The sequence below is a fragment of the Pseudoxanthomonas koreensis genome, assembly GCF_041890415.1.
GTDB classification, from domain to species: domain Bacteria; phylum Pseudomonadota; class Gammaproteobacteria; order Xanthomonadales; family Xanthomonadaceae; genus Pseudoxanthomonas; species Pseudoxanthomonas koreensis_A.
This window is the reverse complement of record NZ_CP169056.1, coordinates 1,030,729-1,046,888: the sequence shown is the minus strand read 5'-3', so window position 1 is coordinate 1,046,888 and position 16,160 is coordinate 1,030,729. Positions and strand designations below refer to the sequence as shown.

The window sequence follows — 16,160 nt, the reverse complement described above, 5'->3', positions numbered from 1 at the left end:
GTCGGGATCACGACGCGGGCCCGGCCGTCGCGATCAGCCCAGGTACTCGACGCCGGCGATCTCGTACTCGCGCTTGCCGCCGGGAGCGTCGATCACGATGGCGTCGCCCTCCTCCTTGCCGATCAGCGCACGCGCCACCGGCGAGGAGATCGCGATCTGGCCCTGCTTGATGTCGGCTTCCAGGTCGCCCACGATCTGGTAGCGCACTTCCTCGTCCGTCTCCACGTCGGCCAGGGTCACGGTGGCGCCGAACACCACCTTGCTGCCGGCATTGAGCTTGGCCACGTCGATCAGGTCGGCGTGCGAGAGCTCGCCTTCCAGCTGCTTGATGCGGCCCTCGATGAAGGCCTGCTGCTCGCGCGCGGCGTGGTACTCGGCGTTCTCCTTGAGGTCGCCGTGGGCGCGGGCCTCGGCAATCGCGGCGATCACCTCCGGCCGCTTCACCGACTTCAGCTGCTCCAGCTCCTCGCGCAGGCGCTGGGCGCCCTTGAGCGTCATCGGGGCCCTCATGGTTGCAGCTCCTTGTGCAGCTCCTGCAGCGACCACACCGGGCCGGTGCCGCGGAACTCCAGCGAATGCACCAGCGCCTTGGCGCCGGCGATGGTGGTCGAATAGGTCACGCGCTGCTGCAGTGCCTCGCGCCTGATCGAGAACGAGTCGGCAATCGCGGCGCGGCCTTCGGTGGTGTTGACGATGTAGGCGATCTCGCCGTTCTTGATCGAATCGACGATGTGCGGGCGGCCCTCGGCCACCTTGTTCACCACGCCGCACTCGATGCCATGCTCCTGCAGCCACGCGGCCGTGCCACGGGTGGCCACCAGGCTGAAGCCGCGCTCCAGCAGCGAACGCGCCACCGGCACCACGCGCTGCTTGTCCGGGTCACGCACCGAGACGAACGCCTTGCCCGGCGCCGGCGCCTTGATCCCGCCGGCTTCCTGCGCGCGGGCCATGGCCGCGTAGAAGCTGCGGCCCACGCCCATGACTTCGCCGGTGGAACGCATTTCCGGGCCCAGGATCGGGTCCACGCCCTGGAACTTGGCGAACGGGAAGATCGCCTCCTTCACAGAGTAGTAGTCCGGCACCACTTCCTTCGTGGCGCCCTGTTCGGCCAGCGAGCGGCCGGCCATGCAGCGCGCGGCGATCTTGGCCAGTTGCACGCCGGTGGCCTTGGACACGAACGGCACGGTGCGCGAGGCACGCGGGTTCACTTCCAGCAGGAACACGGTATCGGTCCCGTCCTCGTTGGTCTGGATCGCGAACTGGGTATTCATCAGGCCGATCACGTTCAGCGCGCGGGCCAGTTCGATGACCTGCCGGCGCAGCTCGTCCTGGGTCGCGGCCGACAGCGAGTACGCCGGCAGCGAGCACGACGAGTCGCCCGAGTGCACGCCGGCTTCCTCGATGTGCTCCATCACCCCGCCGATCAGGGTGTTGCCCTCGGCATCGGCGATCAGGTCCACGTCCACTTCCACCGCGTTGTCGAGGAAGCGGTCCAGCAGCACCGGCGAATCGTTGGACACCTTGACCGCGTCACGCACGTAACGCGCCAGGTCGGACTCGCCGTAGACGATTTCCATGGCGCGGCCGCCCAGCACGTAGCTGGGCCGCACCACCAGCGGATAGCCGATCTCGCGGGCCAGCAGCAACGCCTCGTCGGCATTGCGCGCGATGCGGTTCGGCGGCTGCTTCAGGCCCAGCTTGTCGACCAGTTGCTGGAAGCGCTCGCGGTCCTCGGCCAGGTCGATCGAATCCGGGCTGGTGCCGATCACCGGCACGCCATTGGCCTCCAGCGCGCGCGCCAGCTTCAGCGGGGTCTGGCCGCCGTACTGCACGATCACGCCCTTGGGCTGCTCCAGCTCGACGATCTCCAGCACGTCCTCGAGCGTGAGCGGCTCGAAGTACAGGCGGTCGGAGGTGTCGTAGTCGGTGGAGACCGTCTCCGGGTTGCAGTTGACCATGATGGTCTCGTAGCCGTCCTCGCGCAGGGCAAGGGCGGCGTGGACGCAGCAGTAGTCGAACTCGATGCCCTGGCCGATGCGGTTGGGGCCGCCGCCGAGGATCATGATCTTGTCGCGGTCACTCGGCTGCGCCTCGCACTCGTCCTCGTAGGTCGAGTACAGGTAGGCGGTGCTGGTGGCGAACTCGCCGGCGCACGAATCAACCCGCTTGTACACCGGCTTGATCTTGTGGGCGCGGCGCAGCGCGCGGATGCCGGCTTCGTTGGTGCCGGCCAGCTCCGCCAGGCGCGCGTCGGAGAAACCGGCGCGCTTGAGCCGGCGCAGGCGCGCGGCGTCCAGCGAGTCCAGCCCTTCGGCCGCCACGGCCTGCTCTTCCTGCACGATCTCCTCGATCTGGTCCAGGAACCACGGATCGATGAAGGACAGTGCGTGGATATCCTCCACGCTCATCCCGGCGCGGAACGCATCGGCCACGTAGAACAGGCGGTCCTGGCCGGGCGCCTTGAGCTCGCGGCGCAGCACGGCCAGGTCGTCCTCGCTGGCCAGGTCCAGGCCGGTCGGGTCGAAACCCACCTTGCCGGTTTCCAGCCCGCGCAGGGCCTTCTGCACCGATTCCTGGAAGGTGCGGCCCATGGCCATCACCTCGCCCACCGACTTCATCTGGGTGGTCAGGCGCGCGTCGGCCTGCGGGAACTTCTCGAACGCAAACCGCGGGATCTTGGTGACCACGTAGTCGATGGCCGGCTCGAACGAGGCCGGGGTCTTGCCGCCGGTGATCTCGTTCTGCAGCTCGTCCAGGGTGTAGCCCACCGCCAGCTTGGCGGCGACCTTGGCGATCGGGAAGCCGGTGGCCTTGGAGGCCAGCGCCGAAGAGCGCGACACGCGCGGATTCATCTCGATCACGACCACGCGGCCGGTGGCGGCATTGATGCCGAACTGCACGTTGGAGCCGCCGGTATCCACGCCGATCTTGCGCAGCACCGCGATCGAGGCGTCGCGCAGGCGCTGGTATTCCTTGTCGGTGAGCGTCTGCGCCGGGGCCACGGTGATCGAGTCGCCGGTGTGCACGCCCATCGGGTCCAGGTTCTCGATGGAGCACACGATGATGCAGTTGTCCGCGGTGTCGCGGACCACTTCCATCTCGAACTCCTTCCAGCCCAGTACCGACTCCTCGACCAGGACTTCGCCCACCGGCGACAGCTCCAGGCCGCGCTTGATGATCTCCTCGAACTCCTCGCGGTTGTAGGCGATGCCGCCACCGGTGCCGCCCAGGGTGAAGGACGGCCGGATGATGGTCGGGTAGCCGACGGTGGCCTGGATCTCCACCGCTTCCTCGAAGGTCCTGGCGACGGCGGCCTTGGGGCACTCCAGCCCGATTTCCTGCATCGCCACGCGGAACAGCTCGCGGTCCTCGGCCATGCGGATCGCGTCGCGCTTGGCGCCGATCAGCTCCACGCCGTACTTCTCCAGCACGCCGTTGTCGGCCAGGTCCAGCGCGCAGTTGAGCGCGGTCTGCCCGCCCATGGTGGGCAGCAGCGCGTCGGGCTTTTCCTTGGCGATGATCTTCTCGACCGTCTGCCAGTTGATCGGCTCGATGTACACCGCGTCGGCGGTGTCCGGGTCGGTCATGATCGTGGCCGGGTTGCTGTTGACCAGCACCACCCGGTAGCCCTCCTCGCGCAGCGCCTTGCACGCCTGCGCGCCGGAGTAATCGAACTCGCAGGCCTGGCCGATGACGATCGGGCCGGCGCCGATGATGAGGATGGTCTTGATGTCGTTGCGCTTTGGCATCTCAGTTCTTCGCTGCGTGCTGGCCGGACATCAGCGCGACGAACCTGTCGAACAGGGGCGCGACGTCATGCGGGCCGGATGAGGCTTCCGGGTGGCCCTGGAAGGAGAACGCGGGCGCATCGGTCAGTTCGATGCCCTGGTTGGTCCCGTCGAACAGGGAACGATGGGTGACGCGCACATTGGCCGGCAGGGTGGATTCGTCCACCGCGAAGCCATGGTTCTGCGAGGTGATCATCACCCTGCCGCTGTCCAGGTCGATCACCGGGTGGTTGGCGCCGTGGTGGCCGTGCGGCATCTTCATCGTCCTGGCGCCACTGGCCATGGCCAGCAACTGGTGGCCCAGGCAGATGCCGAACAGCGGGATCCGGCGCGACACGAACTCGCCGATGGCGGCAACCGCGTAATCGCAGGGCGCCGGGTCACCCGGGCCGTTGGACAGGAACACGCCGTCCGGCTGCAGCGCCAGCACCTCGGCCGCCGGGGTCTGCGCCGGCACCACGGTGACCTCGCAGCCGCGTCCGGCGAGCATGCGCAGGATGTTGAGCTTGACCCCGAAATCGTAGGCCACCACCTTGAACCGCGGCTCGCTGCGCTCGAACGTGTTGCGGTCCAGGTCCAGCTGGCCTTCGCTCCACGGATAGGCCTTGGTGGTGCTGACCACCTTGGCCAGGTCCATGCCGCGCAGCCCCGGGAACTTGCGCGCCGCTTCCAGCGCCTGCTCCACGTCGACGCTGCCGGCCATCAGCGCGCCGTTCTGGGCGCCGCGCTCGCGCAGGATGCGGGTGAGCTTGCGGGTATCGATGCCCGAGATGGCGACCACGCCACGCGCCACCAGCCAGTCCTGCAGCGACACCTCGCTGCGCCAGTTGCTGGGACGACGCGGCACGTCGCGCACGATCAGCCCGGCCGACCACACCTGGGTGGCCTCGTCGTCCTGGCCGGTGCAGCCGGTGTTGCCGATGTGGGGATAGGTCAGGGTGACCAGCTGGCGGGCATAGGAGGGATCGGTGACGATCTCCTGGTAGCCGGTCATCGAGGTGTTGAACACCACTTCGCCAACCGAAAGGCCGCTGGCGCCTACGGAATCGCCCTCGAACACGGTGCCGTCTTCGAGGACGAGGATTGCGGATTGAGTCACGTGGTTCGCCTTGAGGTAGAAGGAGCCCTGTCGCCGGCCGCGGCGGAAGCCGGGCTGCAAGAAACCGCGGACTCGGTGTCTCTCCGGTCCGGGGCTGGGGGTAACAGGCGAGCGAGAATTGTACCGGCGAAGGCCCGAAAAGGAAACGCCGGCCAGCGGCCGGGACGCTGCCCGGCAGGGATGGTTCAGCCCGCGCCGAACAGCAGGCCGCGCATCGTGTACAGGCCCGGCCCGCGGCCATGCAGGCGCGAGGCGGCCTGCAGCGCGCCACGGGCGAAGATGTCGCGGTTGGTGGCGCGGTGCACCAGCTCCACGCGCTCGCCCTGGCCGGCGAACTGGACCAGGTGTTCGCCGACGATGTCGCCGGCGCGCAGGCTGGCGTAGCGCGGCTGCGCGCCGCCCTGCCGGGCCGACTCGCCCAGGGTCAGGGCGGTGCCGGACGGGGCGTCCTTCTTGTGCACGTGGTGTGATTCGACGATGTCGCAGTCCCACCCGGGCAAGGCACAGGCGGCGCGCTCGACCAGTTCGTTCAGCACCGCCACGCCGACGCTGAAGTTGGATGCCCACAGCAGCGGAATCACCCGCGCGGCCGCTTCCAGCGCGCCACGCTGGTCAGCATCCAGCCCGGTGGTGCCCGACACCAGTGCCCGGCCGCGCTCGGCGCACAGTGCCAGCACGGGATCGAAGCCCTCGGGCAGGCTGAAGTCGATGGCCACGTCGAACTCCGGCGCCGCGGCAAGTTCGGCGGCGGCGAAATGGGGCACGCCATCCACCACGCGCTGGGTCGGCGCGCGCCTGGTTACCGCGGCAACCACCTGCCACGGTGCAGGTGCAGGTGCAGGTGCATGTGCAGGTACATCGGCGGCCAGGCGCAACACGGCCTGGCCCATGCGTCCGGAGGCGCCGTGGATGAGGATTCGCAGGGGCTTGGTGTTCATGGCCAGCGCAGGCTAGCGGGCGCGTGGCGCACGGGCAAGCGCGCGCGACCGCCACCGGGACGTGCGCGATGGCGCACGCGCATCGCGGCCGGCTACCAGACCAGGTCGTCGGGCACCTGGTAGCGCGGATCGACATACGGGTCGTCGGCCGGCGCGGCGTCGGTGGGCGGCGCCGTGAATGGCCCCTTCAGCGCCACTGCCTGCGCGAACACCGCCTCGGCCTGCGCCAGCACTGCGGCATCGACCAGCAGGTAGCGGCCATTGAGCTGGACCACGCCCAGGTCGCCGGCATTGAGCGCCTTGAGCTGGCCTTCATTGACGTAGATCCGCTTGATCTTGCCGCCGTATTCGAAGTGGCGTGCGATCTCGGCAGCCGGGTCGTTCAAGGCCTTGCCCTGCAACAACTCTTCCAGCCTGGCCCGGGCCTGGCGGCGCTGCTGCGCCTCTTCCTGGCGGGCGCGCTCGGCCGCGATGCGCTCCTGCTTTTCCTGCTGCGTGCGCAATGCCCAGGCCTTGCCCAGGTCCATCTCCGAGCCGGACTTGCCAGACGCAGCCTGCGGCGCTCCCTGGCGCCCCCCGCGCTCGCGCTTGCCGCTGCGCGCCTGCTGGCCTGCACGTGCGGGCGCACCACCCTTGCCAGCCTTTCCGCCCTTTCCGCCCTTGCCGCCCGGACCGCGCGGATGCGGGGGTTTGCCTGCGGCGTTTGCACCCTTGACCGAGGCCGGCCTGGGTGCGGGTTCCGGCGCCTTGAAGCCGAGGTTGAGCAACTGGTCGCGAAGGCTGTCGATCATGGGCGTAAGTGGGGTACGGCGGCCGCCCGGGCGGGGCGTCGGCAACGAAGGCGGATGCAGCGGGACGGCACGCCCCGCCGCGGCTCAATAATGCGGCGGTGGCGGCTCGCTGGCCGGATCGGCATACAGCGCGCCGCGCAGGCCACGCAGGTCGGCCAGCACCGCCTGCAGCAGGGCATCGCTGCGTGCACGTTCCAGGCGCGCGTCGGCAAGCGCCTCGCTCATCTCCGACAGGGCCTGCTCCTGGAATGTCAGCCGGGTTTCAAGCTCCATCAGGCGGCGCTCCAGGCCGTCGCCTGCGCCCATGCCCTGCATGGTTGCCTGCACCGGGCTCATGGTGCGGTCCTCGCCGACGGCCGCAGCGAGCGGCCGCGGCCGATGCCGTAATAGGCCAGGCCCGCGGCTTCGACTTCCTCGGGCTCGTAGAGGTTGCGGCCATCGAACACCACCGCATCGGCCACGCTGGCGTGCAGGCCGGCAAAGTCCGGGCTGCGGAATTCCTTCCATTCGGTGACCACGGCCAGTGCATCGGCGCCTTCCAGCGCGGCGGCGGCCGAGTCGCACAGCTCCAGGTCCGGGCGCTCGCCGAACACCCGCCTGGCCTCGTCCATTGCCTCCGGGTCGTAGGCGCGCACGCGCGCGCCTGCATCCCACAACTGGGCCAGCAGCCTGCGGCTGGAGGCCTGGCGCATGTCGTCGGTATTGGGCTTGAACGCCAGGCCCCACACCGCGAACGTCTTGCCGCGCACGCCTTCGTCCTCGCCGCGGTCGTAGTGCTGCTGGATCAGTTCGAACAGGTGGCCCTTCTGGCGCTCGTTGACCTGCTCCACCGCTTCAAGCAACTGCGCGCCGTAGCCATGCTGCTGGGCGGTGTGGGCCAGCGCGCGCACGTCCTTGGGAAAGCACGAGCCGCCGTAGCCGATCCCGGGATAGATGAAATGCCAGCCGATGCGCGGATCCGAACCGATGCCCTTGCGCACCGCTTCCACGTCCGCGCCCACGCGCTCGGCGATGTTGGCGATCTCGTTCATGAACGAGATCTTGGTGGCGAGCATGGCGTTGGCCGCGTACTTGGTCAGCTCGGCCGAGCGCACGTCCATGACCACGAAGCGGTCATGGTTGCGGTTGAAAGGCGCATACAGGCGGCGCATGCGCGCGACCGGGGCATGGCTGTCGGCGCCGACGATGATCCGGTCCGGGCGCATGCAGTCGGCCACCGCGTCGCCTTCCTTGAGGAACTCGGGGTTGGCGACCACGTCGAACGGGACGTCCGCGCCGCGCGCTTCCAGCTCGGCGGCAATGGTCTGGCGCACCTGGTCGGCGGTTCCCACCGGCACGGTGGACTTGTTCACCACCACCACCGGCCCGTCGATGTGGCGGCCGATGGTGCGGGCCACGGCCAGCACGTGCTGCAGGTCGGCGCTGCCGTCCTCGTCGGCCGGCGTGCCGACGGCGATGAACAGCAGGTCGCCGTGGCCGATGGCCACCGCCGCATCGGTGCTGAAGTGCAACCGGCCGGCGGCGTGGTTGGCCTGGACCATCTGCTCCAGGCCCGGCTCGTAGATCGGGACCACGCCGTTGCGCAGGCCTTCGATCTTGGCCGCATCCACGTCCACGCACACCACGTCGTGGCCAACCTCGGCCAGGCAGGTGCCGGTGACCAGGCCGACGTATCCGGTGCCGAAGATGGCGACGCGCATCGCGTGCGTGCTCCCGTTGCCAGCCGCGGGCTTATTGGGCGATGCCCAGCAGCTCGACGTCGAAGGTCAAGGTGGCGTCCGGGCCGATCTTGCCGCCCGGCGCACCATTGGCGCCGTAGGCCAGGTCGGACGGGATCCAGAAGCGGTACTTGGCCCCCACCGGCATCAGCGCCAGGCCTTCGGTCCAGCCGGCGATCACCTGGTCCAGGCCGAACTCGGCCGGCTGCCCACGCTCGTAGGAGCTGTCGAACACGGTGCCGTCCAGCAGCTTGCCCTCGTAGTTCACGCGCACCCGGTCGCGGGGCATCGGACGCGGGCCGCTGCCCTGGCGCAGGACCATGTACTGCAGGCCCGAAGGCGTGGTCATCACGCCCTTCTGGGTGCGGTTGCTGGCCAGGAACGCGGCGCCATCGGCGCGGTTCTGCTCGGCCGCGGCCTGCTGCTTGCGGCCCATGTAGGCCTGCAGGGCAGCCATGGCGTCCTGCTCGCTCAACAGCGCAGTGCCACCGTCAAAGGCCGTGCGCAGCGCCTGGAACAGCACGTCCAGGTCGATGTCGTCCTTCAGCGGCGCCAGCGACGGGCCGATCATGCGATCGCCCAGCAGCAGGCCCACCTGCTCCCTGGGCGGCGCCTGCGGCTCGCTGCCTGGCGCCATGCCCGGCACGCGCTGGCCCGAACGGGCCGCCACGATGGTCTGCAGCGCCGCGTGCACGGATTGCGCCTGCGCTTCGGGCTGCAGCGGCTCGCCGCCGGCGAAGGCGTTGTCCACCGCCCGGCGCAACGCCACCATGTCGATGTCCTTGGCAATGGACTCGAACGAGCGGGCCACATCCAGGCCAACGGCGTAGCTCACCTTGTCCTTCTCGGTGGCCAGCCCGGCCTTGTCCTGTGCCGCTGCTGCTGTCGTCATCATGCCTGCTCCCATCACCAGCGACGCCAGCGCGCCGCGCATGCGGTTGTTCATTCGTCTAGGATTCCGTCAAGGTTGGATCGATCCACCGGCCGTGCCGGCGCGGGCGCATTGTCGCACGCACGCGCCGCGACCGGATCAGCAGGCGGTCAGTTGGCGGGCGCGCCGGCCTTCAGTTCGCGCTCGATTGCCGCCACCAGCGCCGGGTCCTGCGGCTCGACCTTGCTGGCCCAGTTGCCGACCACGCGGCCATCGCGCCCAATCAGGTACTTGTGGAAGTTCCAGCCCGGCTGGGTCCCGGTGGCACTGGCCAGGCGCTGGTACAGCGGCGTGGCCTGCGCGCCGAGCACATGCACCTTCTCGTACATCGGGAACTTGACCCCGTAGGTGAGCGTGCAGAACTCCTGGATCTGGGCCTCGCTGCCCAATTCCTGGTTGCGGAAGTCGTTGGACGGGAAGCCGAGCACCGCAAAGCCCTGCGCGCCGTACTGCTGGTGCAGCGCTTCCAGGCCCTCGTACTGCGGGGTGAAGCCGCACTTGCTGGCGGTGTTGACCACCAGCAGCACCTTGCCGGCGTGCTGTTGGGCCAGGTTGACGGGGGTCTTGCCCGCCAACGGACGGTAGTCCACGTCCAGCAGGGCCGGCCCGGCGGCGCTGGCGGGAGCCACCAGCAGCATGGAAAAGACCAATACGATCAAGCTCTTGAAGGACATCATGGCGGCTCCGGATCGGGCACGGCCAGCATAGGCCATTGGTTGGGTGCAGAAGTGGTTGACGCAGCGTGTTTAGGTGTTATAGTTGAATACAACACCAGATATGCAGGTGAGGAGTCATGAAGCGCACTTCCTACGCGGTCCGTCCTGGTTGGGTGGCGATGGGCCTGGCAGTGGCCCTGCTCGCGGCCGCCCGCTGGCTCCCGTCCCCGCCCGTCGAGTATGGACCGGCCGGAGTGGAGCATGCAGGCCATGAATCAGCGGCGAACGCCGAGCGCCCCACGCGCCGCGTCCGCGCCTCCTCGACCATGCCCTATTTCTCCTTCGCCCGCGCCCTGCGCTCCGGAGGCTGAGCCATGAGCGATATCCAGTGGAGCGATGGCGCTCCGATCTATCGGCAGCTGAAGGAGCGGGTGGTGGCGATGATGCTCGACGGCCTGCTCAAGCCGGGCGAGGCCCTGCCCTCGGTGCGCCAGGTCGCCGCCGAGTACCGGCTCAACCCGATCACCGTGTCCCGTGCCTACCAGGAACTGGCCGACGAGGGCTTGGTGGAGAAGCGCCGCGGGCTTGGCATGTTCGTCACCGAGGAAGCAGCCGCGACCCTGCGCAGCAGCGAACGCGAACGCTTCCTGGCCGAAGAGTGGCCCGCCGTGGCCGAACGCATCCAGCGCCTGGGGCTCTCGCCCGAGGAACTGCTCAACTCCCTGGGGAACGACCGATGAACCTCCCGGCACACGAAACCGCACCTGCCAGTCGGGTGATTTCCGCACGCGGCCTGCGCAAGGCCTACAAGCACAAGCTGGCGGTGGCCGGCGCCGACTTCGAGATCGGCGCGGGCCGCATCGTCGGCCTGATCGGACCCAACGGCGCCGGCAAGACCACCGCGCTCAAGGCGATCCTCGGCCTGACCCCGTTCGAGGGCAACCTGGACGTGCTGGGCATGGACCCGCGCACCCGCCGCGAGGAGCTGATGAACCAGGTCTGCTTCATCGCCGACGTGGCCGTGCTGCCGCGCTGGATCCGGGTGAAGGAGGCGATCGACTTCGTCGCCGGCGTGCACCCGCGCTTCGACCGCGCCAAGTGCGAGCGCTTCCTGGCCAACACCCAGCTCAACCCGAAGCTGCGGGTGCGCGAGCTGTCCAAGGGCATGATCGTGCAGCTGCACCTGGCCCTGGTGATGGCGATCGACGCGCGCCTGCTGGTGCTGGACGAGCCCACCCTGGGCTTGGACATCCTGTACCGCAAGCAGTTCTACCAGCGCCTGCTGGAGGACTACTTCGACGAGGACAAGACCATCGTGATCACCACCCACCAGGTGGAGGAGATCGAGCACATCCTCACCGACGTGCTGTTCATCCGCGACGGCCGGATCGTGCTGTCGGCGGACATGGACGATGTCGCCGAGCGCTATACCGAACTGCAGGTGGACGCCCACTCGCTGGACGCCGCGCGCGCGCTGCAGCCCATCGACGAGCGCGCCCTGCCCTTCGGCAAGACCGTGCTGCTGTACGACGGCGTGCCGCCCTCGCAACTGGCCGACCTGGGCGATACACGCAAGCCCGGCCTGGCCGACCTGTTCGTCGCCATCATGAAGGGGACCTACGCATGAACGCTTTGCCTGCCGCCCCGGCCCGTACCGGGGCGATGACCCGGTTCACCTGGCTGCTCAAGCGCGAGTACTGGGAAAACCGCGGCGGATTCGTCTGGGCCCCGGCCATCGCCGGCATCATCGTGGTGGTGCTGAACCTGATCCTTGCCGTGATCGGCAGCATCGCCGCGCGCCGCAGCATGGGCAACAGCGGCTTCAAGCTCGATGGCGTCCCGCCGGAGGAGTTCAACCGGATGCTGGGCGCGGTCGGCGACGCGATGCTGCTGTCGGGCGTGGTCCTGGCATGCGTGGTCCTGGCCTTCGTGGTGTTCTTCTACGCACTGGGCGCGCTGTACGACGATCGCCGCGACCGCAGCGTGCTGTTCTGGAAGTCGCTGCCGGTGTCGGACCTGGACATGGTCCTGTCCAAGGCCACCTGGGCGCTGGTGCTGGCGCCGCTGTACGCGCTGGGCGTGGGCCTGCTGATCGGCGTGGCACTGTGGGTGATCTCGGCCCTGACCATCACCATCAACGGGCTGCCGGCGGCGGCGGCGGTGTTCACCCAGTCGCACCCGTTCCGGATCATCGGCGGCGTGCTGTCCACGCTGCCGGTCTACGTGGCCTGGGCCCTGCCCACCGTGGGCTGGCTGATGTTCTGCTCGGCCGCCGCGCGCTCCAAGCCGTTCCTGTGGGCGGTGCTGGTGCCGGTGCTGGCCTGCGTGGTGATCAGCATGATGGCGATCCTGCCCGGCGTGCGCATCGCCCACGATCTGGTCTGGTACACCGGCCTGTACCGGGGGCTGCTCAGCATCCTGCCCGGCACCTGGTACCTGCCGCTGAACGGCGACGTCGTCGATCCGGCGATCCATGCCACCAGCCCGGGCCAGTTGGTCGATGCCATCGACCTGACCCGCAGCTGGCAGATCTTCGCCACCGCGGACCTGTGGATCGGCGTGGCGGTGGGCGTGGCCTTCATCGCCCTGGCCGTGTACCTGCGCCGCTGGCGCGACGAAGCCTGACCAGGCCTGACCAGGCGCGCCCCGCCCCGGCGTGGCGCGCCCTGACCCTGACCATCACGAGGGGAGTCCCCGCATGCAACCTTCATCCCGCATTCCGGCCAGCCGCGCCATCCAGCGCCTGGCCCTGGCCATGGCGCTGGCGTGCCTGTTGCCGCTGGCCGCCTGCAGCCGCGAGCCGGCACCGGCCGACCCGGCCGCGACCGCCACCGGCAACAGCGACACGCTGATCGGCCAGGCCGTGCGCCGCGGCCTGGACAAGGCCCGCCAGGAACTGGCCACCAGCAACATCCCGGTAGGCGGCCAGCACGGTGCCGGCATCAACTTCGGCGACAAGTTCGGTGGCGGCGTCCGCAGCGGCGAGCCGCGCGCGGAGATCACCCCGCAGGGCGACCTGCTGATCGATGGCAAGGCCGTCGCGCTGGACGATACGCAGCGCCAGCTGCTGCTGGCCCACCGCGGCAACATCATCGCCATCGCCGAGACCGGCATCGGCCTGGGCATGCAGGGTGCCGACCTCGGCGCCAAGGCCGCTGCGGGCGCGCTGAAAAGCATGTTCAGCGGCAATGCCGAAGCGTTCGAGAAGCAGATGGAAGCCGAGGGCAAGAAGATCGAGGCCGAGGCGTTGAAGATCTGCCACCAGTTGCCGGCGCTGCTGCAATCGCAGCAGGCGCTGGCTGCCGCGCTGCCGGCCTTCGTCCCCTACGCGACGATGGATGCATCCGACATCGAGGATTGCCACAAGGAACGCGAGGCAGCCGAAGCCGCTGCCGCCCAGGTCGAAGCGGCTTCCTGAGGCACGGCACCCGGCGCGCGGTGCTGGCCGGCACGCGGCGCTGGCTCAGCCGCTCTTTCCGTGGATGCCGCCGCGGGTCAGCAGCGCCGGATCCAGCAACGGCCGCAGGGTTTTTTCCGGCAGGCCGGTCACTTCCATCGCCACCTCCAGCACCGGGCGCGCCTGGCGGTAGGCCTGCCTGGCGATGGCCGCGCTCTTCTCGTAGCCGATCACCGGGTTGAGCGCGGTGACCAGGATCGGGTTGCGGTCCAGCGCCTCCTGCACCCGCTCGCGCCGCACCTGCAGCCCGGCGATGGATGCATCGGCCAGCAGGCGCGAGATGTTGGCCAGCAACTGGATCGAGTCCAGCAGGTTGGCCGCGATCAGCGGCAGGGTCACGTTGAGCTGGAAGTTGCCGGTCTGGCCGGCAATGGTAATTGCGGTGTGGTGGCCGATCACCTGGGCGGCGACCATCACCACGGCCTCCGGCATCACCGGGTTGACCTTGCCCGGCATGATCGAGCTGCCCGGCTGCAGCGCAGGAAGTTCGATCTCGCCCAGCCCGGCCAGCGGCCCGGCGTTCATCCAGCGCAGGTCGTTGGCGATCTTGATCAACGCCACCGCCAGCGCATTGAGCTGGCCTGACAGCTCCACCGCGTCGTCCTGCGCGGCGATGCCCTCGAACTTGTCCTGCGCACTCTCGAACCGGGTGCCGGCCAGGGTCGAGAGCACCTTGGCCGCACGCGCGCCGAAGCGCGGATCGGCATTGATGCCGCTGCCGATGGCAGTGCCGCCCAGTGGCAAACGGCGCAGCCGCACCAGCGCATCCTGCAGGCGTGCCTCGGCCGACTTCAACTGCGCGGCCCAGGCGCCGAACTCCTGGGCGAAGGTCAGCGGCATCGCATCCATCAGGTGGGTGCGGCCGGTCTTGACCACGCGGCGCAGCGCGCGGCCCCGTGCGTCGATGGTCCGGCGCAGGTGCTTGAGCGCCGGCAGCAGGTCCTCGACCACGGCAAGCTGCGCCGACACCCGGATCGCGGTGGGCACCACGTCGTTGGAACTCTGGCCCAGGTTGACGTGGTCGTTGGGGTGCACCGTGCGCTTGCCGGCCTTGCCCGAGGCATTGGCCAGCGCGGCGATGACCTCGTTGGCATTCATGTTGGACGAGGTGCCCGAGCCGGTCTGGTAGATGTCCACCGGGAAGTGCGCATCGTGGCGGCCATCGGCCACCTCCAGTGCGGCGACGCGCACGGCGCCGGCCAGGTTCCTGGGCAGCAGCCCAAGGCCGGCGTTGACCTCGGCCGCGGCCGCCTTGACCAGGCCCAGGGCGCGGATGAAGCCGCGCGGCATCGGCCGTCCGGACACCGGGAAGTTCTGCACCGCGCGCTGGGTCTGCGCACCCCACAGGGCGTCTGCGGGAACCTGCAGCGCGCCCATGCTGTCGTGTTCGGTGCGGGTCGCTGCACGCGCCGGCGCGGTGCCGCCGCGCTTGCCCGCACGCGTGCCGGTGGTGGTCGCCCGTGCTTGCGGGCGGCGGGGTGTCTTGCTCATCGACCGTCTCCAGTGAGGGACCACGGCGCGCGTCCGGGCCAGGCCGGTCGCGCTGGCTGGCGGGCCAGCATACGCGCTGCCCGCACCTGCAGGCGTGATGCACGCCCGGGCCGCAGCGCCGGCGTCAGTTGCCCGGCAACGATGCAGCCGCTGCATCGGACCCCGGCGGGGTCTGGCTCCAGGTGTCCGGCCGCCGCTCCAGCTCGGCGATGATCGCAGCGGCAATGGCCTGGTCATCGGCCAATCCCGGGTGCCAGTCGCAGGCCGACATCTGCAGCCCGCCGATCCGCACGAACTGGACCCGCTGCTCACCGGCGGCGTGCAACGCCTGCACCACCTGCTCGACCTGCGCGGCGATCTCGCCGTCGGCCAGGTCGGTGGCCCACAGCACGACCTCGGCCGCCGGGTTGCGCGCGCGCAGTTCCCGCACGAAACCGGCGTAGCCGGCCTGGAAATCGCGGTGCAGCGCCTGGCGCGTGGGCCAGTGCTCGCCCGGCCGCAACGGCGTGGTGAAGTCGTTGGTACCCAGCGCGATCACGATGACCTGCGGTGACCACGCCTGCGCCAGGTACGGCTGCGCATCCTCGAACAACGTGTACGGATAGGCCTGCGGCAGGGTGTGGCCGGGGCCGCCGTCGTAATTGCGGACGATGCCGCGCCCGGAGATCGCGTTGACCTGGTAGTCGGCGTCGAAGTGCCGGGCCACGCGCGGGGCGATGCCCTGCGAGGTGTCGGTGGTGCGCCATACCTCCTCGCGGGTGCAGTTGCGCGTGGCGGAGGTGTTGCCGTAGCCGACGGTGTGCGAATCGCCGATGAACTCGATCTGTCGTGGCCGCGGGGTGGGCGCGATGGGCGTGGTCCCGGCACGCGCATGGAAACCACCGAAGACGGTGGCACCGGCCTGGCTTTCACTGACCACGTCGACCCGCAGCCGGTGCGGCCCCGGCGCGAGCCCGGCGACGCGGTACAGCCCCGGCGCCGGCCGCAGCAGCGGGATCGCCGTGCCGTCCACGCCGACACGCAGGTGCACTTCGCCCGGCCCCACCCGGAATGCGGCCTCGGTCCCGTCGAATGCGGTCTCGAAATAGGTCCCGGGCCATTGCCGGCGGACCAGGCCGGGAGTATCGCCCTGTTCGGGCGCGACCCTGCCCACGATGCGCATTGGCAACACGCGGTCGAAGCCGGCCACATCGGCCGGGTCCACGCGCGACACGGTCTGCGCCGTTGCAGGTGTCGCTGCAAGGCATGCAAGCACCAGCAGCCCCCACGATTTCATGGCGTTCCCCTTCCC

General features: G+C 69.5%; 15 protein-coding genes. 4 read left to right on the top strand and 11 right to left on the bottom strand.

The genetic code is table 11. The features are described from left to right. Positions 1–33: 33 nt before the first annotated feature. From greA to ACEJ41_RS04800, 9 genes are all read right to left on the bottom strand, one after another. On the bottom strand, positions 34–510 hold the full coding sequence (gene greA / locus ACEJ41_RS04840; protein WP_374013661.1) for a transcription elongation factor GreA: 477 nt from the start codon (positions 508–510) through the stop codon (positions 34–36). Beyond that, positions 507–3,749, bottom strand: a complete 3,243-nt coding sequence (gene carB, locus ACEJ41_RS04835; protein WP_374013660.1) for a carbamoyl-phosphate synthase large subunit — start codon at positions 3,747–3,749, stop codon at positions 507–509. The genes greA and carB overlap by 4 nt, the downstream gene beginning before the upstream one ends. 1 nt (position 3,750) lies before the next feature. Beyond that, complete coding sequence (gene carA, locus ACEJ41_RS04830; protein ID WP_374013659.1) at positions 3,751–4,887, bottom strand: glutamine-hydrolyzing carbamoyl-phosphate synthase small subunit; 1,137 nt, start codon at positions 4,885–4,887, stop codon at positions 3,751–3,753. 185 nt (positions 4,888–5,072) lie between these two features. After that, positions 5,073–5,825 carry a 4-hydroxy-tetrahydrodipicolinate reductase gene (dapB, locus tag ACEJ41_RS04825; RefSeq protein ID WP_374013658.1) on the bottom strand — a complete coding sequence of 251 codons (753 nt, stop codon included), beginning with the start codon at positions 5,823–5,825 and terminating at the stop codon, positions 5,073–5,075. A 92-nt stretch (positions 5,826–5,917) separates the two neighbouring features. After that, positions 5,918–6,616 (bottom strand): DUF2058 family protein, encoded by a 699-nt coding sequence (locus ACEJ41_RS04820; protein WP_374013657.1) that lies wholly within the window; start codon positions 6,614–6,616, stop codon positions 5,918–5,920. An 84-nt stretch (positions 6,617–6,700) separates the two neighbouring features. Beyond that, positions 6,701–6,931 (bottom strand): SlyX family protein, encoded by a 231-nt coding sequence (locus ACEJ41_RS04815; RefSeq protein WP_374014068.1) that lies wholly within the window; start codon positions 6,929–6,931, stop codon positions 6,701–6,703. Between the two features lie 17 nt (positions 6,932–6,948). Continuing rightward, a complete protein-coding gene (locus tag ACEJ41_RS04810; RefSeq protein ID WP_374013656.1) occupies positions 6,949–8,316 on the bottom strand; it encodes a UDP-glucose/GDP-mannose dehydrogenase family protein in 1,368 nt (455 codons plus the stop codon). Positions 8,317–8,347: 31 nt separating this feature from the next. After that, positions 8,348–9,280 (bottom strand): FKBP-type peptidyl-prolyl cis-trans isomerase, encoded by a 933-nt coding sequence (locus ACEJ41_RS04805; protein WP_374013654.1) that lies wholly within the window; start codon positions 9,278–9,280, stop codon positions 8,348–8,350. A 95-nt stretch (positions 9,281–9,375) separates the two neighbouring features. Then, positions 9,376–9,939, bottom strand: coding sequence for a glutathione peroxidase (locus ACEJ41_RS04800; RefSeq protein WP_374013653.1), 564 nt, complete (start codon positions 9,937–9,939; stop codon positions 9,376–9,378). A gap of 356 nt (positions 9,940–10,295) precedes the next feature. Here ACEJ41_RS04800 and ACEJ41_RS04795 point away from each other — a divergent pair, with 356 nt between their 5' ends. The 4 genes from ACEJ41_RS04795 (at position 10,296) to ACEJ41_RS04780 (ending at position 13,339) form a co-directional block, all read left to right on the top strand. Next, the gene (locus tag ACEJ41_RS04795) at positions 10,296–10,661 is read left to right on the top strand and encodes a GntR family transcriptional regulator (protein WP_374013652.1); all 366 of its coding nucleotides are present in this window, start codon (positions 10,296–10,298) and stop codon (positions 10,659–10,661) included. Next, positions 10,658–11,548, top strand: coding sequence for an ABC transporter ATP-binding protein (locus ACEJ41_RS04790; protein ID WP_374013651.1), 891 nt, complete (start codon positions 10,658–10,660; stop codon positions 11,546–11,548). The genes ACEJ41_RS04795 and ACEJ41_RS04790 overlap by 4 nt, the downstream gene beginning before the upstream one ends. Beyond that, the gene (locus tag ACEJ41_RS04785) at positions 11,545–12,546 is read left to right on the top strand and encodes an ABC transporter permease (protein ID WP_374013650.1); all 1,002 of its coding nucleotides are present in this window, start codon (positions 11,545–11,547) and stop codon (positions 12,544–12,546) included. The genes ACEJ41_RS04790 and ACEJ41_RS04785 overlap by 4 nt, the downstream gene beginning before the upstream one ends. Before the next feature lie 73 nt (positions 12,547–12,619). Beyond that, positions 12,620–13,339: a hypothetical protein gene (locus tag ACEJ41_RS04780; protein WP_374013649.1), complete on the top strand. Its 720-nt coding sequence runs from the start codon at positions 12,620–12,622 to the stop codon at positions 13,337–13,339. 45 nt (positions 13,340–13,384) lie between these two features. On the opposite strand, the gene ACEJ41_RS04775 is transcribed toward ACEJ41_RS04780, so the two are convergent. After that, positions 13,385–14,755 (bottom strand): class II fumarate hydratase, encoded by a 1,371-nt coding sequence (locus ACEJ41_RS04775; protein ID WP_374014067.1) that lies wholly within the window; start codon positions 14,753–14,755, stop codon positions 13,385–13,387. Between the two features lie 238 nt (positions 14,756–14,993). Next, positions 14,994–16,145, bottom strand: a complete 1,152-nt coding sequence (locus tag ACEJ41_RS04770; protein ID WP_374013648.1) for a GDSL-type esterase/lipase family protein — start codon at positions 16,143–16,145, stop codon at positions 14,994–14,996. Positions 16,146–16,160 lie beyond the last annotated feature (15 nt).

Coding starts and splice junctions, on each gene's coding strand:
- greA (WP_374013661.1), bottom strand. CDS start 510: ATGAGGGCCCCGATGACGCTCAAGGGCGCCCAGCGCCTGCGCGAGGAG.
- carB (WP_374013660.1), bottom strand. CDS start 3,749: ATGCCAAAGCGCAACGACATCAAGACCATCCTCATCATCGGCGCCGGC.
- dapB (WP_374013658.1), bottom strand. CDS start 5,825: ATGAACACCAAGCCCCTGCGAATCCTCATCCACGGCGCCTCCGGACGC.
- ACEJ41_RS04820 (WP_374013657.1), bottom strand. CDS start 6,616: ATGATCGACAGCCTTCGCGACCAGTTGCTCAACCTCGGCTTCAAGGCG.
- ACEJ41_RS04815 (WP_374014068.1), bottom strand. CDS start 6,931: ATGCAGGGCATGGGCGCAGGCGACGGCCTGGAGCGCCGCCTGATGGAG.
- ACEJ41_RS04810 (WP_374013656.1), bottom strand. CDS start 8,316: ATGCGCGTCGCCATCTTCGGCACCGGATACGTCGGCCTGGTCACCGGC.
- ACEJ41_RS04805 (WP_374013654.1), bottom strand. CDS start 9,280: ATGAACAACCGCATGCGCGGCGCGCTGGCGTCGCTGGTGATGGGAGCA.
- ACEJ41_RS04800 (WP_374013653.1), bottom strand. CDS start 9,939: ATGTCCTTCAAGAGCTTGATCGTATTGGTCTTTTCCATGCTGCTGGTG.
- ACEJ41_RS04795 (WP_374013652.1), top strand. CDS start 10,296: ATGAGCGATATCCAGTGGAGCGATGGCGCTCCGATCTATCGGCAGCTG.
- ACEJ41_RS04790 (WP_374013651.1), top strand. CDS start 10,658: ATGAACCTCCCGGCACACGAAACCGCACCTGCCAGTCGGGTGATTTCC.
- ACEJ41_RS04785 (WP_374013650.1), top strand. CDS start 11,545: ATGAACGCTTTGCCTGCCGCCCCGGCCCGTACCGGGGCGATGACCCGG.
- ACEJ41_RS04780 (WP_374013649.1), top strand. CDS start 12,620: ATGCAACCTTCATCCCGCATTCCGGCCAGCCGCGCCATCCAGCGCCTG.
- ACEJ41_RS04775 (WP_374014067.1), bottom strand. CDS start 14,755: ATGGGCGCGCTGCAGGTTCCCGCAGACGCCCTGTGGGGTGCGCAGACC.
- ACEJ41_RS04770 (WP_374013648.1), bottom strand. CDS start 16,145: ATGAAATCGTGGGGGCTGCTGGTGCTTGCATGCCTTGCAGCGACACCT.